The sequence below is a fragment of the Microvirga flocculans ATCC BAA-817 genome (assembly GCF_000518665.1).
Classification (GTDB): Bacteria; Pseudomonadota; Alphaproteobacteria; order Rhizobiales; family Beijerinckiaceae; genus Microvirga; species Microvirga flocculans.
This window is the reverse complement of the sequence record NZ_JAEA01000016.1, coordinates 16,090-38,160: the sequence shown is the minus strand read 5'-3', so window position 1 is coordinate 38,160 and position 22,071 is coordinate 16,090. Positions and strand designations below refer to the sequence as shown.

Here is a 22,071-nt window from a genome sequence, read left to right as displayed (position 1 = left end):
TTTTTAAGGAACGATCTCGATGAGCGGGATCTGCGGGATGCCGCCGGCGTCGAAGGTGGAGAGGTCGATGTCGAGCTCGTCCGTATCGAAGCGGACGGGCACGTCGAAGGCGAAGCCCGCAGTGATGACGGCGCCCGAAGGCGGTGGGGCAGTGAAAGCCACGAGGCCGGTCGTGGGATCGCAGTTGAAGCCGGAGCCTACGTTCTGCTCGATTCCGTTCACCGCGATCCGCACCGTGCCGCCGACGGGCTTGACGATGGCGCGGCTGTAGGGCGCGAAGGAGGATCCGTAGCTCTTGACGAGCTGGAAGCTGCGCGTCTGCCCGTCTCCGGCGCCGATGCGCTGGTCGAGGGGCGTCGGCTCCTTCGAAGGCGGGCCGGAGCGCCAGTCGGTCCGGTCGCGGAAGCGGAAGCCGTAGAGCCGGCCGCGCCGTTCCTCGAAAAAGGCGATGACCGCGTGCAACGCATCGACGGTCCGCACGCCCAGCCCCGCATCGTAGCGGCGGCGCGAGCCCGCCCAGCGGCTGTTGCGGTGCTCGCGGCCGGACGCGAGCGTGACGATATCGGTCCGCCGCACCGGTCCGCCCCGGCTGCCGAGGCTGACGTCGAGCGGGAAGCGGACCTCGTGGAAATCGGAGGCCATAGCGATCCTTTGAGATGTGAAACGAAGAAAGCCGGGAGGGCGTTGTTGCAGGCGAACGCATTCAGCCAGGAGGCGGCAGACGATGAGCCATGCACCCAACGACCTCGCGGAGGATTTCCCGGACAAGGTGGACCGGATCCATCAGCTCAAGACGAGCAACAGCCGCTTCGCGCGGCTCCATGACGAGTACAACGCGCTGAACCGCACCATTCACCGGATCGAGACCCGGGTGGAGCCCAAGCCCGAGGAGGTCGAGGAGGAACTCAAGCGCCGCCGCCTGCAGATCAAGGATGAGATCAGGGCGATGCTCGAAGGTACGGACGCCTGACCTGCGTCACATCCCGCGCTGGCCGCGCGCGACGGCCCGGGCCAGCGCGGCGGAGACCTGCGCCTCGGAGCGGCGGAAGCTCTCCGCATCCGGTGTCGAAACGTTCACGGTCACGGAAAGCGGACGCCCTCCTCCGCCCGTGCGCACGCCGAGGCGGCCATCGGGGCCGCGCGCCAGCGGCATGACCGCCTCCGCTCCCTGCTCGCCCATGAGACCGAGCCCGCGCCCGAGCGGGAAATAGGTCGGCGCGCCGACCACCCCGCCTTTCGCGAACGGCATCACCATGCCTCCGGAGAGCACGCCGCCCTTGGCTAGGGCGGGACCGCCGGCACCGAAGAGGGAACCGAGGATCGAGCCCAATCCTTTGACGAGACCGCCGAGAAGCCCGCCGCCATCAAGCGGCAGAGAGTCCTGCAGAGCCCCTGTCGTCATCCCCTTCACGCTCTGGCTCAAGGCGAGCTGCAACGGCGCCAGCGCGAGGCGCAACCCCGTTTCCACAAGGGACTGGCGAACGGATTTTAGAACGTTATCAAATTTCTTGCCTTCCGAGATGTTTTTGGCGAAAGCATTGGACAGCGTGTCCCCGAACTTCTCGGAGAGGCCAATGAGAGTATTAAGCTGCCGCTGTCTGCCTTCAATCGCTTCCTTCTCGGCAGGCGTCACTTCTGTTGGCTTGCGTGGATCACTCAAAATCGCTCTCCTCATAGGGTGTATCACCGCAGGTTGCTCAACATCCAAGCGGCCTGAGCCGGTTTATGTTTCGAAGCTATCCGATGCGGCACTTCAGCAGGCTAAGAGGGAATGTGCATATGAAGCCGAAAAGGCCACTGCCTCTGCAAAGCCAGGATATGGCTACTATTCATGGCTGCGCGTTTATGTGATGTGCCTTGATCTCAGAGGCGTGCAGTATGTCGAGCAGCGCTAGGGCTATAAAAAATTAGCTCTACCTCGATGATGCATTTTCCATCGAGAGTTTTGACGCCTTCCGAGATGTTCTTGGCGAATGCATGGGACGGGGATTCACCGAAACGAACGGAAAGACCTATGAGCGTCTCGATCTGCAGGCACAACTGAGCCGTCTTCAGTCAGTCTCTTTACCCTTGATGCTTTCAAGCATCCGGAAACGCCTCCAACAATCGCCTGAGATCCCCGCTCAACGCGGGCTCGATTGTTCGACCGCCCTGCAATCCTTGCCATGCTGCCATCAATTCGCGCGGCGTTGCGCGCCAAAAAGTGTCCGGACTCCACCGCAGGATGCTCAATCCCAGCATCAGCGCATCGTCCCACGGGAAGGCGTGAGGCTCGCGTTCGCACTCTGCGGCTGCGGAGGGTTTGACGATGCCTCTCCTCCGCCGAAAGTGATGGCGAGGAGATCGGCAAGGGCCGTAGCGACAGGCTCGATGCCTTCGTGCAGCGGCAGGCTCGCCACCTCCGCGTCGCTCATCGCATGGCCGCCGCCGCGCAGCGCCACGGCGAGCAGGGTGAGCAGGTCGCGGCTTGAGAGGCGGCCCGCGCCGAAGCGTTCGGCCAGCGCCATCAGGTCCTGCACGCCGAAAGCTTCTTCGAGCTCGGCCAGCGCCCCGAGGGTGAGGCAGAGCGTGTAGCGCGCCTCGCCGAGCTGCAGCGCCACCTCGCCCCGTCGTCTGTTGGGCATGATCGACTCCTTACAATGCCACGAAGGCGAGAGCGCCGGCGGACTCGAAGGCCATCTCGAAGGTGACCTCACCCGCATGGTCGCCGCGGTATTCCAGGCTCGTGATCTGGAACGGCCCTTCGATGCGGCCGAAATCGGGAATGACGATCTGATAGGCGAGAATGTCGCCGTCGAAGAAGACCTGGCGCATGCGCGCGTCGGAGGTGTCGTCCTTGAACACGCCGGAACCGGAGATGCTGGCCCGGCGCACGCCGACGCCGGCAAGCAGCTCGCGCCAGCGCCCGGCGGATTCCGCATGGGTCACGTCCACGGTTTCGGCATTGAAGGCGATCTGGCGCGTCCGCAGCCCCGCCACGGTAACGAAGGCGTTGCCGCCGTCGCTGATCTTGATGAGCAGGTCCTTGCCCTTCTGAGCAGGCATGGGATGTCCTTTTGAAAGAGAGAAAGGGAAAGGGTTCGGGCTTTACGCCATTTCCGTCACGGCCCGCAGCCGCAAGGTCACGCGGGCGAGGCCGGTCTCCTTGTCGCGTTCGGAGGCAAGCTCGGTCACGCGCAGGTTCACGAGACGATGCCCTTCGAGAACGAGCGGCGCATCGTCGAGGATCGCGAAGAAGCGGTCCGCGACCATCAGCGCCGCTCGCGCCCCGCCGCGTTCCGACCACACCACGAGGCTGAAACGCTGCTCGTGGCCACGGTCGAGATCGCTCGACCAATCCTGCGCCGTCACGTCGCCGAAGACCGCGTAGACCGGCTCGGCGGCGCGCGGAGTCTCGTCGTAGAGGCGCAAGGCTCCGCCCATGAGGGTCCGCAGGGCCGCATCCGCCGAGGCCGTGTCGGTGATGGCGCGCCGGAGCGCGAGCACGGGGCTCGTCATGCCTTCACCTCCTCGACGAGGCAGACGAGATCGCGCTTCGACCCGTCGGGATCGGACGCGGCGCGGATCGCGAAGCGGCGCAGGCCCGAGGTGAGGCGCATGGCCCCCGTCACGCCCTCGCGGTAGCGCAGGGTGATCTTGTGGGTCAGACTCTGTTCGGGCCGGTCGGCGCGCAGGCGCTCGGCGCCGGAGAGCATTTCGATGGCGCCCCAGAGCTGCGGCCCCGGAGCATAGGAGCGGATAACGCCGCCGAACCCGTCGGGACGCTCGAGCGGCATTTCGAGCACGAACCGGCGCGAGCGCGCGCCGATGGATAACGATTTGGTTGTCATGAACAATCTCGACGATCAAAGCCGCGCCCGCTGGAACGGCGCGACGAGGGCAAGGGCCTCGGGCGGCAGAATCTGCTCGCCCGTCACATCGCCCCGGTTCTCGAACCAGTGCGCGACCAGAATGCGGATCGCGAGCCTCAAGCTCGCGGGGACCGCCTCCGCCGTCGCGCCGAAACCGGCGCGCAGTTCGATGGCGATGCCATGGCGCACCTTGCCGGGCTGCGGCGCGCCGGAGACGGCAAGGCGCGGAGGATCGCTCAAGGTATCGCTTTCGAAGGTGCCGGGCGGGATCTCGGCGGCGGTCCCGGCCGCATCCGCGACCGTGATGCGGTCCACCGCGATCAGCGGCGAGAGCGGCAGCAGGATGGTTCCGTTCGCCGGCCACGCATCCAGCACCACGCGCCAGCGTTGCTCCACGAGGATCCGGCGCGAGGCCGCCTCGACCATGAGCCGCGCGGCCTTGATCAGGCCGGAGATCAGGTCGTCCTGCGCGCCGTCGTCGTCATCGACGCGCAGGTAGGCCTTCATCTCCGCCAGCGTGACGGGCTCGACGGCGGGGCCGCTGATGAATATGGGGATCATCGTCAACAGGAATCCTTTGAAGTGATGAAACGTCTGATCACCCTCTGTCTCGCGGCCTCGCTCGGTACGACCGGGGCGCAGGCCATCGTCGGCGGCGCCGAGGACGACGGGCCGCTGTCGCGCCAGAGCGTGATGGTTCTCAGTTCGAACGGCGGCGTGTGCACCGCCGTGGTGCTGGCCAGGGACGTGGTCCTCACCGCCGCCCATTGCGCGACGGGCGCCGCCGAGCACCGGGTGCATTTCCGCGACGAGACCGGCGAGCCGGTGCTGATCGCGCCCGCCGCGAAGGCGGTGCATCCCGGCTACAACGCGAAGGCCATCGAGACCCGCCAGCGCTCCATCGATCTCGCCTTGCTGCGCCTTCCCGAGGCCCTGCCCGCTCGGTTCGAACGGGCGACGCTGAGCGCGGCGCGGGTCCGGGAGAACGAGCCCGTGAGCGTCGGCGGCTATGGCCTCGCCCGCGAGGGCGACGCCAGGACCACGGGCACGTTCCGCACCGCCTCCCTGACCGCCGTCGAGCCCTATGGACCGAGCAGGATCCTGCTCTGGGCCGAAGGCTCCGGCACGGCCGGCGCCTGCCAGGGCGATTCCGGCGGGCCGATGGCGGCCGGAGCCGCTGTCGTGGCGATCACGAGCTGGTCGTCGCCCGCCAAGGGGAAAAGCTGCGGAGGCCTCACGCAAGGGATTCTCGTCGGCCCGCAGCGCGAATGGATCGACCGCATCCTGAAAAGCTGGAATCGCGCGGTCTCGTGGAGCGGCGATCCAGGCGGGCAGTGACGCGCCGGGAAATGCGCCTCTTTCCGTCTGGCGGCCTTACAAAAGACCTCTCCTTGCGGCATCATTACTTCATGCGTGCCTTGCCGATTCTCGCTCTCGTCGTCTCCCCCCTCGTGGCGAACCCTGCCTGGGCCGTGCTGCAGGGGGTCCCATCGCGCGACCCGGACGGGCTGCGCCGCTCGGTGGTGTCCATCGAAAGCTCGACCGGGGAGCTCTGCTCCGGCGTGGTGATCGGTGTGGATGTCGTGCTCACCGCCGCCCATTGCATGACGGACCGGGCCGCCTACCGCGTGACTGCGCTCAACCGGGCCTTCAAGCCGCAGCGGTTCAACGTCACCGCGCTGGCCGCGCACCCCACCTTTGTGCCCGGCACTACGCCGCGCACCCAGCCGGGCATCGATCTCGCCGTCGTGAAGCTCGACCGGCCGCTTGGCGTCGACTTCCTGCCCCTCGATCCGCGCCAGGCCGGCCGGATCGACGTGGGCGACCAGGTCACCATCGCAGGCTTCGGCGTACTGAGCGAGAAGGCCCGGAGCACGGCCCGGACCCTGCGCCATACCAGGCTCGTCTCCCTCGGGCCCGTCCAGGTCGCCAACCGGGTGCAGATCGTCGCCGACGGCAGCAAGCTGGCGGAGACCACGGGCGCAGGCGCCTGCCGGGGGGATTCCGGCGGGCCGATCCTAGCCGAAAGCTCCGATGGATATCAGCTCTACGGCATCACGAGCTGGTCGAGCGGCGCGCTTCGTACGCGCACCCGCAGCGCCTGCGGCGGCCTCACGGCTGTCACTCCCCTCGCCGATCATCTCGGCTGGATCGCGTCGAGCATGCGCAGCCTCGACGCCGCGAACGGCGTGTGGACGGGAGGGCAGCCCCCCTCGTCCTCACGCCGTTAAATTTCAGGCCGCGAACTTCAGCAGCTTGATCGCGGCATAATCCTGCACGCCGCCGCCCACGCGCTTGGTGGTGTAGAACAGCACGTAGGGCTTGGCGGAATACGGATCGCGCAGCACGCGCATGCCGGTCCGGTCCACGATGAGGTAGCCGCGCTTGAAGTCGCCGAAGGCGACGGCGCAGGCATTCGCCGCGATGTCGGGCATGTCCTCGGCCTCGACGACGGGGAAGCCCATCAGGGTCGCGGCCTGGCCGATGCTCGCGGGCGGCGCCCAGAGATACTGGCCGTGATCGTCCTTGAAACGGCGGATGGCGCTCTGCGTCTTGCGGTTCATCACGAAGGATGCGTTCTGGCGATAGCCGGCCTTGAGCGCGTAGATCAGATTCACCAGCACGTCCGACGGATCTTCCGCGGGGAAGGCCGCGCCGCCCGTATGGACCGTGCCGAGGCGGCCCCATTCCCAGGCCTCGTCCACGACCGTGTCGGCGGCCAGGAAGCCCTTGGGCTTGTTCACGCCGTCGCCCTTCACGAAGGCGGTGCTTTCCTGCTCGGCGAAAGCGGCCTCGACCTCTTCGGCGATCCAGCTTTCGATATCGACCACCGCATCGTCGAGCAGGGTCTGGGTCGCGGCCGGCATGGCGTAAAGCTCCATGGCCGGGAAGCTCATCTCGGAGAGGCTGGGGCTCGCCGTCTGAGGCCGCGCCGCCGTCTCGCCGACCCAGCCGGTGGCCGGGCCCGAGGTGGAGAAGGCGCGCTTGTACTGGCCGCCGGAAATCACGCGCACCGAGGAGATCGCGCGGATCGGCGAGACGCCGGAGAGACGGCGGAGCACCTCGCGCTCGACGGTGTCGGGCACGAGATAGCCGCCATCGGGACCGGAGCCCGCCGACAGCGCCTTCTCCTCGAGCCGCTTCAGGCCCGAAGCCTCGCCGGTGCGGACATAAGCATGAAAGGCCGTCTTGTGCTCGGCCTGGGCCGGATCGCGGGAATCCTCGCCGCCCTGGCCGAGGGGCGGTCGCGAGCGGTCGAGGGCGATCCGGTCGAGGCGGCGCTTGGCCTCGTCGAGCGCGCCGTCGATGCGGGCAAGCTTCTCCTCGGTCACCACATCGCTCGTGAGCCGGGTTTCGATCTCGGACAGGCGCGTGTCGTTCGCGTCCTTGAACGCCTCGAAGGCGCGGGCGAAATCCTCGAAGGCCGAGGCGACGTCGTCGGACATGGATTTGGTTTCAACAATGGGGATCATATCAATCAATCGGTTTGACAAGCGCACCGTGCGCAGACGCGGGATCCTTCCTGCGTCCGGCGATGCTGTGCTTCAGGAATTAGCCTCGGCCGAAACCGAAAGTGGCGCTCACTCTCGGATCCCATGCCCAGGGCTTCAACGAAAAGGCCCGCCGGAAGGCGGGCCCATGATTTCCCGTGAGGGAAAAGGTTAGCGGTGGTGGCGCGTGGTGCGGGTGTTGGATCGGACCGTCCTGGCCACCGTCGGCCCTGTGATGGCGCCGACAGCTCCGCCGACCACCGCGCCGGGAGGACCCGCCACGGCTCCGACGCCTGCGCCGACGGCAGCGCCGCCGACCCGCTCTTCCGTGGTAGTGCAGGCCGTCACCGCAAGCCCGAGGAGCGCAACGAAAGCGAGCTTCTTCATGAATCCCTCCCAACATGCGGAGATCAGACACTTCCCGGCAAGGAACGGCCCGCAGCATCCGCATCGATGCGGGCGTTCATCTAACGCGCTCCTGCGGACTCGGTTCAGGACAAGATTCGGGTGGCGGCCCGGCGGATGCTCGCGGCGAGGTCCGGAGAGGCCTGCTTGACGGTTTCGACCCGGGCGCCCGGCAGCATGGGAAAGGTCACGACGGAGATCTCCCACAGATCGAGCTTCTCAAGCCGCCTCAGGCCGGTGGGGCGCTCGGCCCGCGCACGCTCGACGCGAAAGCCGATGGAAAGCCCGTCGACCGCGCCCTCGCGCATGAGCGCATGGATGTCGCGTGCGCGCTCGACCGCGAGGTTGAGCCTGCCGCGCACGCGCAGGCCCCGGCGGTCCTCCGCGATCGACAGCCAGCGCCCGATGGGCTGCGCCGGATCGTGCTGCCACAAGAGCCGCACCTCGGCCGCGCCGCGCTTTCTCAAGCTGTCGCCGAAGGCCCCCGGCATGACCACGTCCTTGCCGAGATCGGCCTCGCCGAACAGGCTCGCATAGCCCTCGAAGACGCCGTCCGTGTCGACGGCGTTCAACCGCTCGGGCAGGAACTTGCGTTCACGGACGATGGAAAGGCCGGCCTTCATCGCGCAGCCCCGCGCGCAGGCTTCGGCGGTTTCGCATCGAGTTTCTCGAGCTGTCGCACGAAGTCGCGGAACACGAGCGCGGCGCGGCTCTGGCTGTCGCGGGTGAGTTTGGGCTTGCGTGCGGGACGGGTTGCGGAACGGGTCATCAGGGCTCCCCCGAATGGCGGCGGTTGAACAGGGACAGCTCGCGCACGAAGGCATCGAACCGGCGATTGGCCGCGAAAAGATCGCGCAGGGTCATGGCGAGCAAACCGGAAGCCCCGCTCGCCCAGACGAACAGGGCCAGATGGGCAAGATCCCCGCGCCGGATCACGGCCTCGGCGATCTGATCAAAAATGTTCATGATTTGTTCCTAAAAGAACTCCGTTGATGGCTGGCGTCAGGGGTGGGCGGCTTTGAAGGGTTAAGCGGTTCGCGTGCGGATCTTCCGGACGATGTCGTCCCGGAACCGCCAAGCGTAATCGGGGGCACGCGACGAGAATGGTGCCGCCATTGTTCTTACGGCCGCCTCCCCTTCCCGCCCGCGGCCCGCCCATAGCCCACGGCCTCGCGCTTCTCGTCATCGCTCAGGAACGCCGCCGCCGAGACGCGGCGCCAGAGGCTTTCGCGCTCGTCGGCCAGCGCCTCGATGGCGTCGAGATCGGGTTCGAGGCGAAGCGCCTCGCCGAAGGCCGGCGCGAGCCAATGCGCCAGCGCCTCCGCCGTGCGCCGGACCAGCGGGATCACCGTCTGGCGGTAGAAGGCGCGGTTGGCCTCGGCGTAATTGGCGTGGGTATTGTCGCCCGGGAGGCCGAGCAGGAGGGGCGGCACGCCGAAGGCGAGCGCGATCTCCCGCGCGGCGGCGGCCTTCGCCTCGACGAAATCCATGTCCTTCGGCGAAAGCGAGAGCGGCTTCCAGTCGAGGCCGCCTTCGAGAAGCAGCGGACGCCCCGCATTGCCCGCGCCCTGATAATTGGCCTCCAGCTCTGTCTTGAGCCGGTCGAACTGCGCATCGGTGAGCGCCGTCCCGCCGACGACGAGCGCGCCGGAGGGGCGCGCCGCGTTGTCGAGCAGCGCCTTGTTCCACGCGCCCGCCGCGTTGTGGATGTCGAGGGCGGTGGCGGCGGCCTCCATCGGCGACAGGCCGTAATGATCATCCGCCGGATGAAAGAGCGTGAGATGCAGGATCGGCGGCAGCGTCTCGTCCTCGCGGATCGCAAAGCGCACGGATTGCGCGCCGACCGCGTATTCGTAAGCCGCGGGCCAGCCGTCGGCATCGGGCACGACGCGCATCCGGTCGGGGCGCAGCGCATGGAGCTCGTGCGGCGCGCCGTCGAGGCACACCGCCTCCACATAGGCGTTGCCGGAGACCATGAGATGCCCGTAGAGGCTCTCCAGAAACCGCTGCCCGCCCTCCCGCGCGTTGGGCCGCGCCAGCAGGGCGAGAAGCGGATGCCGCCCGAGTTCCCGGCCCTCGCTCTTGAGCACGAGGGGCAGCGAAGCCGCCGCCTCGCTCACGAGCCGCACGGCGCGATGCACGATGGCGTTCTTCTGGAAACCCTCGCGGGCGAGCGCCGCATAATCGCGCGGCGTCCACACGGCCCGGCCCGCGACGTAGAGCGCGATGGCTCCTTGTGTGCGCGAAGCCTTGGCCTCGGGCGGGGCCTGGAGCCAGCGGGTCAATCGGTCGAGCATGAAAAACTCCTCCCCTTGCGGGGCATGAAGAGATGAAGAATTGGCATGGCCTGAATCGGTGGCGTCCCCGGCCTGTGGCGACGGGAAAACGGCAAGGCAGGCCTTCGCAGGAAACGCCTTTGCCTTGCGGCGTTTCAGAATGGCGACAACTTCCGCACGGGATGATCAAGATGCGTGCAGGTCCGGCCGTTCGTGTCATTGGACGGTCATCGGCCGTGCGGTAATCTCGGGATGTTGCGGGGGCACCGCGACATTTCACGCGCCAGCCGGGTCGGCCTCACCGCCTGGCTGGCGCGACCATCGGTTTTCGAGAGCTTCGCCGCCCCATGGGGAGCGGCGCGCGGCAGATGGCGGGGCGCGGACCGGCACGGATGAACGGCTGTCCGCCCGCTGCCTGCGGCCCGAAGAACCGCCTCTTTCTCCGCAACGATCCTCGCAGCGCGATGCCTCTTTCGGGCCGCCATGGCGCGAAAGACTCACCTCATGAGGAGCGTTGAGGATCGCCCGGCACCGCATAGCTAAGGTAAGGTGACACCGTTTCTTGCCCCCACGGGAGTCACGGCGCCCTGGCCGGAAACGTGCGTAATTGCGTCCCTTCGGCCGGGGCGTTCTTATTCTAAATTGTACAGGTCTCAGCTATCGACGTACTCAAACACACACCTTTATTTTTACAAGTCGCACTTCTAGATCCATAAATCATAGACAATAATTAGATGTTATTGTTATTTATGAATGAAGTCGCACCACTCAGATTGATTTTAGTCGCGCTTACAGCTTTATACACAATATTGTTGCATGCGATAATATTGTTTGCATTAGTTGTTAGGATCGAATGCCGGCCTGCATTATCAATTATATTACCAGTAAAGATAAAATCTTTATGCGTTCCGGTACCACTAACACGAATTCCGTCTGAATTTTGTGTATTTGTCATGCTGATATGCGAATTATTAACGGATACTTGATCGCAATCTTGAAACCAAAGTGCCATAATGGGCGAATTCGGCGGCCCTTCCCAGTATCCACCATCGACCTGCACATCTTCACAATTCTGAAACCAACCTGCCTCTCCAAGATTGGCTTGGCTTTTGCACGCAATAATTTCTATATTTTTAACATAGCGGGCCTGCACAGCACCATGATAGGCCCGACGAGAACGAATAGAACTCAATCGAACATTTTCAATACGCTGACTGCTTGACCCTTCAAGCCTAATTGCTGAGCCATTGTTACCGCTCGGGACAAATGCAAATTGTTCAAAATCAAAATTTGAAATTTCTATATTTTCTGAGCCTGCATAAATATAAATACCGTTATCAGAAGCAAGCCTCACTTGAACATTTAGGATTTTGACTCCAGAGACAGGAACATCTGCTGAACCAACCATAATAGCTGCCCCACCAGTTCTGTTAATCATCAAACCATCAATTACGATGTCTTTCTGAGAATCACTTCTATTCAGAAAGTTTTGAACAATTACACCTCGTCCGGCCACGCGCCGAATACTGCCTCCTGAAACATGAATCCTGTCACCCCTCAGGACATAGCCTGCGTCACCACCGCTTACATGACAGTCTCTAAAGACCCAATCAAAGCAAGGCTCGTGACAATCGATTGCTGCAGAACCAAGTCCGCACGCAACGGAATGAACACGTTGAATATTAATTTTATGGACAGGATAAGTACCGCCCCCTGCAATTGCATGGCGACAGTTTCGTGCATAGATATCCGCTACATCGATATTCCTTGTAGCCGTAAACAGGCCCACCCCATAGCCGGTTTGCCCAATTCCACTAGTTAAATATGGCGACGTCGAGTCGGAAACACTAATTCGCCTAATAGTACTATCCACTACTCCAGTCAAAGCTAAAGAACAATCCTCGCCACCCACTACAACTACACTATCTACGCATAGATTTTCACAGAAATTAGCTATGATTCCGTTATGACCGCTGCCAATTCCACCTAATTTAATATATATACCATAAATTCCTACTTGCTTAGCAGGTTCCAGCTTTATAATTTTTGCTCCGGAAGATGCCGAAAAACCAAATTCCATTGGCTCAATTAACATGATCTGCGTAGGGCTTATGATTTCTTTGATACGAACAATTTGCCCACGACGACAGTTACTATCAGAAACAGTATCAATGTACTGTTGATCTGAAGAAACAAGCAGCAGATCACCCGCCTTCAGGCCAGCGGTGCTTACAACCGAAATGCTTAAGGCACCATGGGAAATATCAGCAATGACTTCAATCGGAACTCCCAGCGACCCATCAATTTTAATAGCGGAACGTTGCCCGAGAGCGGTAGCGACGGGAATGCTCGATCCATCTAACTCCGCGTTATAGCCAATGAGACAAGTTCCCGAACTTAAGTTGATAGAATCGCTAATCGTATAGCGCCCCGCAGGCAGACAAAGGATCTTTCCTGATGCTGCATTCGCGGCGCTTTGAAGATACTCAGTTAGATCGACCGTAGAAGTTCGAGCAACGATCTCATCATGAAGTTCGCTTGGAATGTAATTCATGACGTTAATAGCACAACTAAATAGCTGTGCACCGTCACTTACATAACTTAGGGGGATGCCTCCCACTGTACTTCCATCTTGAAAATACAGCCTCTTAGTATCACTAGAAAATACGAGTTCTCCCATTGGACCTGCATAAGCAGCGATCTCAGCAGCGGTTCCTTGGTCAAGTACTTGCGGAATACGATTAGGCTCTGACAGCAACATTACAACACCTTTCAAAGTAAAAATCCTGAAACAGCTATCGGACTATTAAGCACTATAAGCTTAGAGCGCCCGCACCCGCGGCTCGCGCCGGTCGCGCAGCATCAGGTCGGTGAGCGCCCAGACGAGGGCGTCCATGCGGTCGGGGGAGCGGCCGGAGGAGAGGCCGCCCGGCCCGAAATCGCAAAGCTCGTCCTCGAGCACGGGCAAGGCCCCCACATGGCGCACGCGGTTCTGCGCGTAGAGAACGGAGACCGGCTCCGCGCGCAGATATTTGCCGCGCGTGGCGCGCACGCTGACGACGGGCACGGACGGGTCGACCTCGCGGATCACGCCGCCCACCATCTCGCCGCCCTGGTTCGTCTCGACGATCAGCGCGTCGGCCTGCAGGCGCCGGTAAAGCGCGACGGCCTTGGCCGCCCATTCCGGCGGCTTCAGGCCCGAGGCGGTGGCGTCTTCCAGCACGTAGCCCGTGCCGCCCTCATCGAGGCCGGCCGCCACGATCCCGCAGGCATCGGCCCGCTTCGAGGACGAGGCCGGCGGATCGACGGCGACGACGATGCGCGCGAGCGGCGGGGCGGCCTCCACGCGGTTCGCCTCGATGGCGTCGCGGGTCCAGAGCGCATCGGGACGGTCCTCGACGATGTCCCCGTCGAGCTCCTGCCGCCCGAGCCGCGTGCCCGCATAGCGGCGGACGACGGCGTCGAGGAAGGCCGGGGCCAGGTTCTCCGCGTTCTCGGAGGTTCTCACCCGCGAGACGGCGACCGCAGGGTCGGCCAGGAAGCGCTTGAGGATCGGGATCGGACGCGGCGTCGTCGTCACCATCTGGCGCGGATGGAGCCCGAGGCGAAGGCCGAATTGCAGCATGTCCCAGGTTTCCTCCACGTGCCTCCACTTGGCGAGCTCGTCCGCCCAGGCGGCCTCGAATTGCGGGCCGCGCAAGGAATCGGGATCCTCCGCCGAGAACACGTGCGCCACGGCGCCGTTCGGCCATTCGAGCTTGCGCAGGGACGGCGACCAGGCGGGGCGTTCATGCCGCGCATGAATGGCGAGGATGCCCGCGGGCCCCTCCACCATCACGTTGCGCGCATCGGCGAAGGTTTCGCCGACAAGGGCGATGCGCCGCGAGGCGCCTGCCCCGAAATCGGGATCGCCGAGGGCAATGCCGCGGATCCATTCCGCTCCGGTGCGGGTCTTGCCCGCCCCGCGCCCGCCGAGCATGAGCCAGATCGTCCAGGGATCGTGCCGCCGGGCGAGGCCGGGCAGACGCTGCTCGGGCCGGCAGCGGATCGGCCAGAAGCGGAGAACGGTTTCGAAATCGGCCTCAGACCAGCAGGCCGTCGCGTCCGTGAGCCTCTTCCTCCGCGACAATCCGGTCAAGGTGGCGAGCAAGCTCCTCGCGGAGCTCGTGGAGACTGCGTCTCGGTGTGTCGTTGGATTGCTCGGTGTCATCGAGCCTTGAACTTTCCTGTTCCAGAAGCGCCCGGGCGGCTGCCAGCGTCTTGGCATAGGACGCGAGCCGCCGGGCCGTCTTGTCGTGATCCTTGGCGCCCCCCGTCCGCTGCTCGTCCATGAGAGCGCCGATCTGCGCCCGGGTCGCCTGGGCCAGGGCCCGCGCGGCATCGCTCACCGAGGCGGCGGCGGCCTTCGTAAGCCCATCGACGCCGCCCTCGTCCTTCGCGGCCTTGCTCAAGGCGTTCTCGGCGAGGGCCGCATGACGGGGCGGCCAGCCCCAGCGCTGGCGAAGCCGCGCGAAGGAGCTGGAACTGACGCCGAGAAAGGCCTGGATATCCAGCAGATGCTTCTTCGGGTCGCGGGCATAGAGCTCCCACGCCCGCTCCTTCTGTTCGTCGGAGATTTCGATTCTCTGGCGCATGGGGAAGAGCCAATAAAAAACCGCCCAGGCGGGGGCTCTGGACGGTGGAGGTTAGCCTGAAGCGATGAAGCGGGTCTGCATTCACACTTCGTCATTGTTCATGTTTTGTACCCCAACAGCGTCACGCTGTCAAGCATCGATTTTCAACCGCAGGGTTATCCGCTGCAAAACCGCTCCAAGGCCAGCCTCTCCCCGGTGCCAAGCTATTTCTGCGCCGCTCCGAAGCCAATTCCTGCGCACAGCCTGGAGCCCGGAGAAGGAAAAACTTGTCCAAGATATACTATAACGTGATAATAATCTTATCTCTTTTCACCGACCTCGGTCCAGGCGCCGATCGTTAGGTCCGGCAGCAGGCAAGGAATTTCACCATGGCCTCCATCGTGCGGCTCTCCAAAGAGCAATAGGTCAATACCTATACGACGAAAGCACAGGATCGCCAGAAGATCACAGCCCTCAAAGACGGCGGCTGGGTCGTGACTTGGACCTCCGACGGACAAGATGGCAGCGCACATGGAATTTATCAGCAGCGCTATAATGCAGACGGAACCCCGAGGGGAAGCGAAACGCGCGTCAATGCGAATATGGAAAGCACGCAGTTCTACTCGCACGTTACGGCCCTCGACGATGGCGGCTGGGTCGTCGCATGGGTGACCAACGACTACAGGCTCCGCGACGACCGCATCAGCCAGCAGCGCTTTAACGCCGATGGCGTGCCGGCGGGGGAAGAGCAGAGGATCAGCAACCTGAATACATCCCATAGCAATCCGAAGCTGACCTCTCTGCGGGACGGCGGCTGGATCGTGACATGGGCCGCGCTGGAGGGGGATCAGGTCAACGGCGATATCGTTCAGCAGCGCTACAATGCGCAAGGCATGGCTGTCGGCGGCGAGCAGAAGGTCAATACGTTTACGGATCTCAATCAATACAATCCCGCAGCCGCCGGGCTTGAGGACGGAAGCTGGGTCGTAACCTGGACTTCCGAAGCGCAGGATGGTTCCAGCCAAGGCGTTTATCAACAGCTATACAAGTCCGTTGCCGCCTTCGGCGACGGCCGGGAACGCGGCAGCGGGACGGCAGGCAACGATATCTTCAATGTCCAGAATGGCGGCCTCGCCGCAGGCGATACCCTGGAGGGCGGCGAGGGAATCGACACGCTGCGCATGGTCGAGAGCGGAACCCTCGACCTTACCGCGCCCGATGTCCTGACCGGAATCGAGATCCTTCAAGGCTCCTCCGGCAACGACGTTATCATGACCGATGCGGTGCGCCTGGGGCAGATCGTGGGTCTGAGGGGTGGCACAGGCTTCGACGAGTTGCGCCTGAAGATGAGCAACTACGATTTCAGCAACAATTTCTTTTCCGAGTTCGAGATGATCAGCTTCTCGGGTCCGGGAACGCTCGCGTTCGCCGACAAGCCGTCGGCGCTTTTGGCGCACAGCCTCACGGCGAACGGAAGCGTCACTCTCAGCGGTGATGCCTTTACCCTTACCGAGCGTCAGCGGCTCTATGACCAAGGCATCCGCAAGGCTACCGACGCCAAGGGTGTCCACATTCTCCAGCCCGGCGATGTCTTTCTCGACCCGAAAGACGTGCGTGAGAACGCACAGAAAGGCGCCGTCGTCGGCGAGCTGACGACGGTCGATCCGAATCCGGGCGACGGCATGCGCGTGGAACTCGTCGACAATGCTGGCGGACGCTTTTCACTATCCGGGAACAAGATCGTCGTGGCCAACGGCAAGCTGCTCGATTACGAAACGGCCGGTTTTCATATCATCGTTGTACGCATCGTCGACGAAGGCGGCATCGCCGTCGAGAAAGTCTTCAGAATCGATGTCGTCGACGAGCCCGTCGAAATCATCAGGGGCACGCGGTTCGCGGACGTGCTCAAGGGAGGTTCCGGCAAGGATCGAATCTATGGCTATTTAGGCAAGGATACGCTCACGGGAGGCAAGGGCCAGGACGCGTTCGTTTTCAACACGAAGCCGAACACGAAAAAGAACGGCGACAAGATCACGGATTTCAACGTGAAAGACGACGCGATCTGGCTCGAGAACAAGATCTTCACCAAGCTCGGCAAAGCGGGCTCTGAAGCAAAGCCCGCCCTGTTGAAGAAAAGTTATTTCGTCAAGGGCGCGAAGGCCAAGGACAAGAACGACTACGTCATCTACGACGACAAGAAGGGCAAGCTCTATTACGACGCCGACGGCTCCGGCTCGAAATACAAGCAGGTCGAGATCGCGACGCTCTCCAAAAAGCTCGCCATGACCTACAAGGACTTCTTCATCGTCTAGAACATCGAGCGCGAAGGACGATTTCGGCTTTCACGCAAGCATGCTCCAAGAACGAACGCATAACTCATGGGCGTGAGTTCGAACTCACGCCCGCCGAGTTCCGGCCCTCACAGAACGATATCCGCTGCGATCATCTCGTGATCCGAGATCGGCCTGCCCTGCTCGTCGACGGCATGAACGATCTGCGGGTTGCAGGCCGTGACGCCGCGCACCACGATCCAGTCGAGCTTGCCGAAAGGCGGCCGATGCTTGTCCGTCGGTCCCGGGGTCTGCGTCGGAAGCGCGAGATTGGCGAAGCGCCACTCGAAACCGGCGTCCTTCAGATCGGCAAAAAGAGGCTCGTATCGCTCGGGCGCGTCGAGCAGGAGACGGCGCTCGCCCTCCGCGCGCGGCAAGGCCTTGGTGTTGAGATCGCCGCCGATGATGCAGGCTTCATCCGGCGCAATCGCCGCAAGGGCCCGGAGCAGGCTTTTCATCTGCGCCTGCCGGTCGGCAGGGTCGGTCTTGCTTTCGAGGTGGACGCTTACCACCCACAGGGGTTTCGGCGCTCCGGCCACGCGCGCCGCCAGCGCCATGCGCCCGCCGATGCGTCTTTGGAAACCGTCGAGGCCGCGAAACCAGAAGCCGGTCTCCTCCAGCGGGATCAGATGCGCGTCCTCCAGGGACAGGCCGCTCACGAGGGCATTGCCGTGCAGGCTGCAACCGTTGTGCTCTCCGCCCCATCGCCGCGCCTCGTCCTCGCTGCCATGATCGAGCTCCACGAATTCCACACCATAGAGATAGCCCTCCTCCGTGCCGGAAGTGAGCTCGCGGATCGTGTGAACGTTGCCGGACCGCGCCATCCCGCAATCGGCTTCGCTGAGCAGGGTGATCGTGGCGCCGACCTCGTCCATGAGATGGCGCAGGGCAGGACGGTTCCTGAGGCGCTGCGCATTGAAGGCGGCGACCCGCACCGTTCCGGGCCACGGCGGGGCATGGGCGGACGGCATCCCCTCGATCGCGTGCAGCGCCGGGATCCGCTCCAGGAAGTGCCTGTGCGCCTCCTCCCGCCGCAGCGACGGCCGGAGCGAGGCGTGACGGGCCTCCTCCAGGATCAGGGGTTCCGGCGCCTCCAGGGCCGGGACGAGACGATCGATCAGCGGGCGCATGGCCGGCTTTCAAAAAATTTTCACAAACCTATACAAATATAGAGGCTCCCCTCTTGCAGGAAACGCAAGGGTCGGGAATCTTCTGTGCCGCCTGAGGAACCTTCCTTTCCAGAAGGCGTTAAGTCCGCATCAAGCTTTGCCGGGAGAAAGCCCATGGTCTTTTGGGCTGCTGTTGTTGCGCTCGTCTCGGGCGCATTCGTCTATGTCGGCGATCTGTCTTCCGCGCTTGTCGGCCTCGCCGAAATCGGGGGCGTCATCGCTCTCTTTACGCTCATTTGTGCCGCTGAAACCTTCAGTATTCCCAAGAATCCTCCTCTAGACCGAAATCCGATCCAACCCGAATCCTGACTGCTGCTTCGGGCGCAGCGTCTCTCTTCGTCACGCAAGGCGTTCGCCGGAGCCCCTAATCAAAGACAAATGGAGAAATGTTGAAACGTTGCCCATGACGTGGGATCGTGTTTATCTTCCCCGTCATGAGCACGCCCAGCCCCGCCTTGGCCGCCGCCGACATGGAGAAACTCACGAGCGATCTCGTCGCCTCGATCTCCGGCAGCTCTGCGGAGATGCGGGGCAGCGCGCTTCAGCAGACCATAGACAATGCAGTCCAGGCCAAGGTCGATGCTCAGATCGCGGTGCTGCTGGAAGGCATCGGGGATGCTTTTTATTGCCTCGATGAGCACTGGCGCTTCAGTTACATCAACCGCGCCGCCGAAACCTATTTCGGGCTGCCGCGGCAAACCATGCTCGGCAAGGTGATCTGGGACATGTTCCCCGGGTCCGAAAAGACCACCCTGCGCCGGCACTACGAGGAAATCTTCACCTCGGGCATTCCCGCTTCCTTCGAGGATGAAGCGGTCGGCCGTCAGGGGCGCTACCTGGAGTTTCACGTCTTTCCCTATAACGGAGGCCTCGGCGTCAGCTTCCGCGACTGGACGGAGCGTCGCCGGGCCGAGGAGGAACTGCGGGCCAGCGAGGCGCGCCTGAGCGCCCTCGCCAACAACGCTCCGGCCTGCATGTTCTACCAGACGAACCACTCGTCGGACTTTCAGGACCGCAAGGTCCTCTACGTCTCCAAGACCTGCGAGCGGCTCACGGGCATCCCCGCCGAGGAGGTGCAGGCCAATCCGGGCCTGCTCTACAACCTCGTCCTTCCCGAGCATCGCCCGAAAATACTGGCCCGGGAGCTGGAGGGGCACCGTGCCATCAAGGAGTTCGAATCCGAGTTCGAGATGTGGCATGCCCGCACGGGGGAAGCCCGCTGGCACCGCATCATCGTGACCCCACGCAGGCTCGAGAACGGCAGCATCGTCTGGGACGGCATCCAGATCGACATCACCGAGCACAAGCGGGCGGAAGAGCACCTGCGGCTGCTTCTCAACGAGCTGAACCACCGGGTGAAGAACACCCTGGCCACCGTCCAGTCCCTGGCGGCCCAGAGCTTTCGCGGCGCCAGAACCCGCGTCCAGGACCTTCCCTCCGCCTATGCCACTTTCGAGGCCCGGCTCTTCGCCCTGGCCCGGGGCCACGACATCCTCACCCGGGAGAACTGGGAAGGGGCAAGCCTCTGCGAGATTGTCACGCAGGCCTTCGCCCCCTACCGGGACCCGTCCGACGACAGCAGCCGCATCCGCATCGACGGCGAGGACCTGCGCGTGCCGCCTCCGATGGCCCTGAGCCTGTCGATGGCCATGCACGAGCTGTGCACCAACGCCATCAAGTACGGCGCCCTCGGCGCGCCCGCCGGCGAGGTTCATGTCTCCTGGTCGACCTTGAAAGCCCCCACGAGCTCCCGCTTGGTCATGCGCTGGGAGGAGCGTGGGGGCCCCCCCGTTTCGGCCCCGTCACGCAAGGGGTTCGGCTCGCGCCTGATCCAGGAGGGCCTGGCGCGCGAGCTCAACGGAGAGGTGCGGCTGATCTACGACCCCACGGGTGTCGTCTGTACTATCGACGTGCCTGTTTCTTGAGCAAGTCCGGGCACCTTTTCAAGAGGTGCATAGATCATTAGTCGATACCGGCCTGAGGGTTCTTGCGGATGGAACCCGATTTAGTGTCAATAGAACGCAAGTGACGAAGTCACGACCCCAGAGGGAGGAGTTAGTCTTATGAAACGTCGTCAGTTTTTGCAGGCCACAGCAATCGGCGCTGCTTCGACCGCCGTGGCCGCCCCGGCCATCGCCCAGTCGATGCCCGAGCTCAAGTGGCGCCTGCAATCCGGCTTCCCCAAGTCGCTCGATACGATCTACGGCGGCGCCGAAGTCATTGCCAAGTATGTCTCGGAAGCGACCGACGGCAAGTTCCAGATCCAGCCCTTCGCCGCCGGTGAAATCGTCGGCACGCCCCAGATCGCCGATGCGGTCGGCAACGGCACCATCGAGATGGGCCACACCTGCTCCTATTACTATTTCGGCAAGGACCCGACCTTCGCCCTCGGCACGGCGGCTCCCTTCGGCCTCAATGCCCGCCAGATGAACGCCTGGCTCTATCAGGGCGGCGGCAACGACCTGCTGAACGAGTTCTACGCCAAGCACAACCTCTACGGCATGCCCGCCGGCAACACCGGCGTTCAGATGGGCGGCTGGTTCCGTAAGGAAATAAAGACCGTCGAGGATCTGAAGGGCCTCAAGATGCGCATCGCCGGCATCGCCGGCATGGTCATGCAGAAGCTCGGTGCTGTTCCGCAGCAGATCCCGGGCGGCGACATCTACCCGGCGCTGGAGCGCGGCACCATCGACGCCGCCGAGTGGGTCGGCCCCTACGACGACGAGAAGCTCGGCTTCTCGAAAGTCGCGCCTTACTACTACTATCCCGGCTTCTGGGAAGGCGGTCCGGCCATCCATCTCTTCGTGAACCAGGCAAAGTGGAAAGAGCTCCCGAAGGCGTATCAGGCTATCCTGACGACGGCCGCGGGCTACGCCAACGCCGACATGCTGGCGAAGTACGACGCCAGGAACCCGGCCGCGCTCCGCCGCCTCCTCGGCGCCGGCACGCAGCTGCGTCCGTTCTCGCAGGAGATACTGGAAGCCGCCTTCAAGGCCACGAACGAAGTCTATGACGAAGTCTCGGCTAAGAACGCAGACTTCAAGAAGGTCATCGACGCGGTCAAGGCTTTCCGGAACGAAGAATATCTCTGGTTCCAAGTGGCCGAATACGCCTACGATACCTTCATGATCCGCGCCCGCGCTCGCGGCTGATCGGCCTGCAACTCAAGTCTGGAAAGGGCGATCCCCGGATCGCCCTTTTTTATTGTCCGGCGTGGCCCAAATAAGTGCGCTTATCGGCAGTCTCAGCCTGCCGGAATGACTGGACCTCGCAGGACAAGGACTGGACATGCGCTGGACCCTTCGCATCGGCTTCCTTCTCTTTCTGGCCTGGGCCATCTTCATGGTCTCGCCGTTCGTGGCCCTCTACGACCTTTCCAAGGCAATCCAGGCGAGAAATATCGAGCGCATCACCGAGCGCGTGAATTTCAGCGCCCTTCGCGCCTCGCTCGCACGGCAGATTCTCGGTGAATATCTGAAAACGCAGGATCTGGCCGGGCTCGATCAGCAGACGGCCGCCCGGGCCGGAACGGCCATCCTCAACCCGGTACTCGAAGAACTCATTACACCGCAGGCCTTGGTCGATCTCCTTGATGACGGACAATTGAACCAGCTCAATGGAGACGGGAACGGTCCCGGCACAGCTCTCACGTTCGATCCGACATCCGTGGAGAAAGCCCTGCGGATCTTCATTGCGTCCGAAGCGCAGGGGTTTCGCGCCATCACGATCCCTCTCGCCGTCGACGGACCCAAGGACGAATGGCTTCAGATCACCCTGCGACTGAGCGGCACCACATGGCGCCTGACGGGAATCGAGCTTCCCAAGCGCCTGCGGACCGCATTGAGAAAGCGTGCATCCGCAGCCACGAAAAGTTGACACCAGAGACTACGAAAAAGGAGACGGCTAAGCCGATATGTTCACCCATGCACTTGCATT

At 63.2% G+C, this 22,071-nt stretch carries 26 protein-coding genes; 8 read left to right on the top strand and 18 right to left on the bottom strand.

The genetic code is table 11. The annotated features are described in order from the left end of the window. Positions 1–3: 3 nt before the first annotated feature. Positions 4–642, bottom strand: coding sequence for a DUF2460 domain-containing protein (locus tag L879_RS0116525; RefSeq protein ID WP_027317088.1), 639 nt, complete (start codon positions 640–642; stop codon positions 4–6). Between the two features lie 82 nt (positions 643–724). Here L879_RS0116525 and L879_RS0116520 point away from each other — a divergent pair, with 82 nt between their 5' ends. Continuing rightward, entirely contained in the window at positions 725–970 is a 246-nt protein-coding gene (locus L879_RS0116520) for an HP1242/YdcH family protein (protein ID WP_027317087.1), read from the top strand. Positions 971–976: 6 nt separating this feature from the next. Here the strand turns inward: L879_RS0116520 and L879_RS0116515 are convergent, their stop codons facing one another. From L879_RS0116515 to L879_RS0116490, 7 genes are all read right to left on the bottom strand, one after another. Further along, complete coding sequence (locus L879_RS0116515; RefSeq protein WP_438268114.1) at positions 977–1,456, bottom strand: phage tail tape measure protein; 480 nt, start codon at positions 1,454–1,456, stop codon at positions 977–979. 623 nt (positions 1,457–2,079) lie between these two features. Further along, positions 2,080–2,241 (bottom strand): phage tail assembly chaperone, encoded by a 162-nt coding sequence (locus L879_RS23360; RefSeq protein ID WP_084021110.1) that lies wholly within the window; start codon positions 2,239–2,241, stop codon positions 2,080–2,082. Continuing rightward, positions 2,241–2,624 carry a gene transfer agent family protein gene (locus L879_RS22000; protein WP_051435376.1) on the bottom strand — a complete coding sequence of 128 codons (384 nt, stop codon included), beginning with the start codon at positions 2,622–2,624 and terminating at the stop codon, positions 2,241–2,243. The genes L879_RS23360 and L879_RS22000 overlap by 1 nt, the downstream gene beginning before the upstream one ends. Positions 2,625–2,634: 10 nt before the next feature. Beyond that, a complete protein-coding gene (locus tag L879_RS0116505; RefSeq protein WP_027317085.1) occupies positions 2,635–3,045 on the bottom strand; it encodes a phage major tail protein, TP901-1 family in 411 nt (136 codons plus the stop codon). 42 nt (positions 3,046–3,087) lie between these two features. Then, positions 3,088–3,498: a DUF3168 domain-containing protein gene (locus tag L879_RS0116500; RefSeq protein WP_027317084.1), complete on the bottom strand. Its 411-nt coding sequence runs from the start codon at positions 3,496–3,498 to the stop codon at positions 3,088–3,090. Then, the gene (locus L879_RS0116495; RefSeq protein ID WP_027317083.1) at positions 3,495–3,830 is read right to left on the bottom strand and encodes a phage head closure protein; all 336 of its coding nucleotides are present in this window, start codon (positions 3,828–3,830) and stop codon (positions 3,495–3,497) included. Before L879_RS0116495 ends, L879_RS0116500 begins: the two co-directional genes overlap by 4 nt. A 15-nt stretch (positions 3,831–3,845) precedes the next feature. Beyond that, the gene (locus L879_RS0116490; RefSeq protein ID WP_027317082.1) at positions 3,846–4,412 is read right to left on the bottom strand and encodes a head-tail connector protein; all 567 of its coding nucleotides are present in this window, start codon (positions 4,410–4,412) and stop codon (positions 3,846–3,848) included. A gap of 24 nt (positions 4,413–4,436) precedes the next feature. Between L879_RS0116490 and L879_RS0116485 the strand changes: the two genes are divergently transcribed. Beyond that, positions 4,437–5,189 (top strand): S1 family peptidase, encoded by a 753-nt coding sequence (locus L879_RS0116485; protein WP_027317081.1) that lies wholly within the window; start codon positions 4,437–4,439, stop codon positions 5,187–5,189. A 71-nt stretch (positions 5,190–5,260) separates the two neighbouring features. Further along, entirely contained in the window at positions 5,261–6,082 is an 822-nt protein-coding gene (locus L879_RS21995; protein WP_035459946.1) for a S1 family peptidase, read from the top strand. Between the two features lie 3 nt (positions 6,083–6,085). Here the strand turns inward: L879_RS21995 and L879_RS0116475 are convergent, their stop codons facing one another. From L879_RS0116475 to L879_RS0116435, 9 genes are all read right to left on the bottom strand, one after another. Next, the gene (locus L879_RS0116475; RefSeq protein ID WP_368086327.1) at positions 6,086–7,297 is read right to left on the bottom strand and encodes a phage major capsid protein; all 1,212 of its coding nucleotides are present in this window, start codon (positions 7,295–7,297) and stop codon (positions 6,086–6,088) included. A gap of 216 nt (positions 7,298–7,513) precedes the next feature. Then, positions 7,514–7,729, bottom strand: a complete 216-nt coding sequence (locus L879_RS24015) for a hypothetical protein (protein WP_035459943.1) — start codon at positions 7,727–7,729, stop codon at positions 7,514–7,516. A gap of 104 nt (positions 7,730–7,833) precedes the next feature. After that, positions 7,834–8,370 (bottom strand): HK97 family phage prohead protease, encoded by a 537-nt coding sequence (locus L879_RS21985; RefSeq protein WP_027317079.1) that lies wholly within the window; start codon positions 8,368–8,370, stop codon positions 7,834–7,836. Beyond that, positions 8,367–8,516: a hypothetical protein gene (locus L879_RS23755; RefSeq protein WP_154664238.1), complete on the bottom strand. Its 150-nt coding sequence runs from the start codon at positions 8,514–8,516 to the stop codon at positions 8,367–8,369. Before L879_RS23755 ends, L879_RS21985 begins: the two co-directional genes overlap by 4 nt. Further along, a complete protein-coding gene (locus tag L879_RS0116455; RefSeq protein ID WP_051435374.1) occupies positions 8,516–8,713 on the bottom strand; it encodes a hypothetical protein in 198 nt (65 codons plus the stop codon). The genes L879_RS23755 and L879_RS0116455 overlap by 1 nt, the downstream gene beginning before the upstream one ends. 155 nt (positions 8,714–8,868) lie before the next feature. After that, on the bottom strand, positions 8,869–10,044 hold the full coding sequence (locus L879_RS0116450) for a phage portal protein (RefSeq protein ID WP_027317077.1): 1,176 nt from the start codon (positions 10,042–10,044) through the stop codon (positions 8,869–8,871). A 709-nt stretch (positions 10,045–10,753) separates the two neighbouring features. After that, entirely contained in the window at positions 10,754–12,784 is a 2,031-nt protein-coding gene (locus L879_RS23750; protein ID WP_161634675.1) for a hypothetical protein, read from the bottom strand. Positions 12,785–12,844: 60 nt separating this feature from the next. Beyond that, complete coding sequence (locus L879_RS0116440; RefSeq protein WP_438268115.1) at positions 12,845–14,173, bottom strand: DNA-packaging protein; 1,329 nt, start codon at positions 14,171–14,173, stop codon at positions 12,845–12,847. After that, positions 14,106–14,657, bottom strand: a complete 552-nt coding sequence (locus L879_RS0116435; RefSeq protein WP_027317075.1) for a hypothetical protein — start codon at positions 14,655–14,657, stop codon at positions 14,106–14,108. The genes L879_RS0116440 and L879_RS0116435 overlap by 68 nt, the downstream gene beginning before the upstream one ends. A gap of 581 nt (positions 14,658–15,238) precedes the next feature. On the opposite strand from L879_RS0116435, the gene L879_RS24375 reads away from it, so the two are divergent. Further along, the gene (locus L879_RS24375) at positions 15,239–16,948 is read left to right on the top strand and encodes a hypothetical protein (RefSeq protein ID WP_027317074.1); all 1,710 of its coding nucleotides are present in this window, start codon (positions 15,239–15,241) and stop codon (positions 16,946–16,948) included. Between the two features lie 107 nt (positions 16,949–17,055). Here L879_RS24375 and L879_RS0116425 read toward each other — a convergent pair whose 3' ends face one another. After that, entirely contained in the window at positions 17,056–18,096 is a 1,041-nt protein-coding gene (locus tag L879_RS0116425) for an endonuclease/exonuclease/phosphatase family protein (protein WP_027317073.1), read from the bottom strand. Between the two features lie 153 nt (positions 18,097–18,249). On the opposite strand from L879_RS0116425, the gene L879_RS0116420 reads away from it, so the two are divergent. The 4 genes from L879_RS0116420 (at position 18,250) to L879_RS0116405 (ending at position 22,011) form a co-directional block, all read left to right on the top strand. Beyond that, positions 18,250–18,444, top strand: a complete 195-nt coding sequence (locus L879_RS0116420; protein ID WP_027317072.1) for a hypothetical protein — start codon at positions 18,250–18,252, stop codon at positions 18,442–18,444. Between the two features lie 107 nt (positions 18,445–18,551). Continuing rightward, complete coding sequence (locus L879_RS21975; protein ID WP_051435373.1) at positions 18,552–20,060, top strand: sensor histidine kinase; 1,509 nt, start codon at positions 18,552–18,554, stop codon at positions 20,058–20,060. Between the two features lie 138 nt (positions 20,061–20,198). After that, positions 20,199–21,287, top strand: coding sequence for a TRAP transporter substrate-binding protein (locus tag L879_RS0116410; RefSeq protein ID WP_027317071.1), 1,089 nt, complete (start codon positions 20,199–20,201; stop codon positions 21,285–21,287). Between the two features lie 136 nt (positions 21,288–21,423). Further along, positions 21,424–22,011, top strand: a complete 588-nt coding sequence (locus L879_RS0116405; RefSeq protein WP_027317070.1) for a DUF2939 domain-containing protein — start codon at positions 21,424–21,426, stop codon at positions 22,009–22,011. Positions 22,012–22,071: the final 60 nt, after the last annotated feature.

What these genes read in the sequence shown, in the direction of transcription:
- L879_RS0116410 (WP_027317071.1), top strand. Translation starts at nt 20,199, where the DNA reads ATGAAACGTCGTCAGTTTTTGCAGGCCACAGCAATCGGCGCTGCTTCG.
- L879_RS0116405 (WP_027317070.1), top strand. Translation starts at nt 21,424, where the DNA reads ATGCGCTGGACCCTTCGCATCGGCTTCCTTCTCTTTCTGGCCTGGGCC.
- L879_RS0116475 (WP_368086327.1), bottom strand. Translation starts at nt 7,297, where the DNA reads ATGTCCGACGACGTCGCCTCGGCCTTCGAGGATTTCGCCCGCGCCTTC.
- L879_RS22000 (WP_051435376.1), bottom strand. Translation starts at nt 2,624, where the DNA reads ATGCCCAACAGACGACGGGGCGAGGTGGCGCTGCAGCTCGGCGAGGCG.
- L879_RS0116520 (WP_027317087.1), top strand. Translation starts at nt 725, where the DNA reads ATGAGCCATGCACCCAACGACCTCGCGGAGGATTTCCCGGACAAGGTG.
- L879_RS0116525 (WP_027317088.1), bottom strand. Translation starts at nt 642, where the DNA reads ATGGCCTCCGATTTCCACGAGGTCCGCTTCCCGCTCGACGTCAGCCTC.
- L879_RS24015 (WP_035459943.1), bottom strand. Translation starts at nt 7,729, where the DNA reads ATGAAGAAGCTCGCTTTCGTTGCGCTCCTCGGGCTTGCGGTGACGGCC.
- L879_RS23755 (WP_154664238.1), bottom strand. Translation starts at nt 8,516, where the DNA reads ATGACCCGTTCCGCAACCCGTCCCGCACGCAAGCCCAAACTCACCCGC.
- L879_RS23750 (WP_161634675.1), bottom strand. Translation starts at nt 12,784, where the DNA reads ATGTTGCTGTCAGAGCCTAATCGTATTCCGCAAGTACTTGACCAAGGA.
- L879_RS0116500 (WP_027317084.1), bottom strand. Translation starts at nt 3,498, where the DNA reads ATGACGAGCCCCGTGCTCGCGCTCCGGCGCGCCATCACCGACACGGCC.
- L879_RS0116495 (WP_027317083.1), bottom strand. Translation starts at nt 3,830, where the DNA reads ATGACAACCAAATCGTTATCCATCGGCGCGCGCTCGCGCCGGTTCGTG.
- L879_RS21985 (WP_027317079.1), bottom strand. Translation starts at nt 8,370, where the DNA reads ATGAAGGCCGGCCTTTCCATCGTCCGTGAACGCAAGTTCCTGCCCGAG.
- L879_RS23360 (WP_084021110.1), bottom strand. Translation starts at nt 2,241, where the DNA reads ATGCTGGGATTGAGCATCCTGCGGTGGAGTCCGGACACTTTTTGGCGC.
- L879_RS0116455 (WP_051435374.1), bottom strand. Translation starts at nt 8,713, where the DNA reads ATGAACATTTTTGATCAGATCGCCGAGGCCGTGATCCGGCGCGGGGAT.
- L879_RS0116420 (WP_027317072.1), top strand. Translation starts at nt 18,250, where the DNA reads ATGGTCTTTTGGGCTGCTGTTGTTGCGCTCGTCTCGGGCGCATTCGTC.
- L879_RS21995 (WP_035459946.1), top strand. Translation starts at nt 5,261, where the DNA reads ATGCGTGCCTTGCCGATTCTCGCTCTCGTCGTCTCCCCCCTCGTGGCG.
- L879_RS0116505 (WP_027317085.1), bottom strand. Translation starts at nt 3,045, where the DNA reads ATGCCTGCTCAGAAGGGCAAGGACCTGCTCATCAAGATCAGCGACGGC.
- L879_RS24375 (WP_027317074.1), top strand. Translation starts at nt 15,239, where the DNA reads ATGGAAAGCACGCAGTTCTACTCGCACGTTACGGCCCTCGACGATGGC.
- L879_RS0116425 (WP_027317073.1), bottom strand. Translation starts at nt 18,096, where the DNA reads ATGCGCCCGCTGATCGATCGTCTCGTCCCGGCCCTGGAGGCGCCGGAA.
- L879_RS0116435 (WP_027317075.1), bottom strand. Translation starts at nt 14,657, where the DNA reads ATGCGCCAGAGAATCGAAATCTCCGACGAACAGAAGGAGCGGGCGTGG.
- L879_RS0116485 (WP_027317081.1), top strand. Translation starts at nt 4,437, where the DNA reads ATGAAACGTCTGATCACCCTCTGTCTCGCGGCCTCGCTCGGTACGACC.
- L879_RS0116450 (WP_027317077.1), bottom strand. Translation starts at nt 10,044, where the DNA reads ATGCTCGACCGATTGACCCGCTGGCTCCAGGCCCCGCCCGAGGCCAAG.
- L879_RS0116490 (WP_027317082.1), bottom strand. Translation starts at nt 4,412, where the DNA reads ATGATCCCCATATTCATCAGCGGCCCCGCCGTCGAGCCCGTCACGCTG.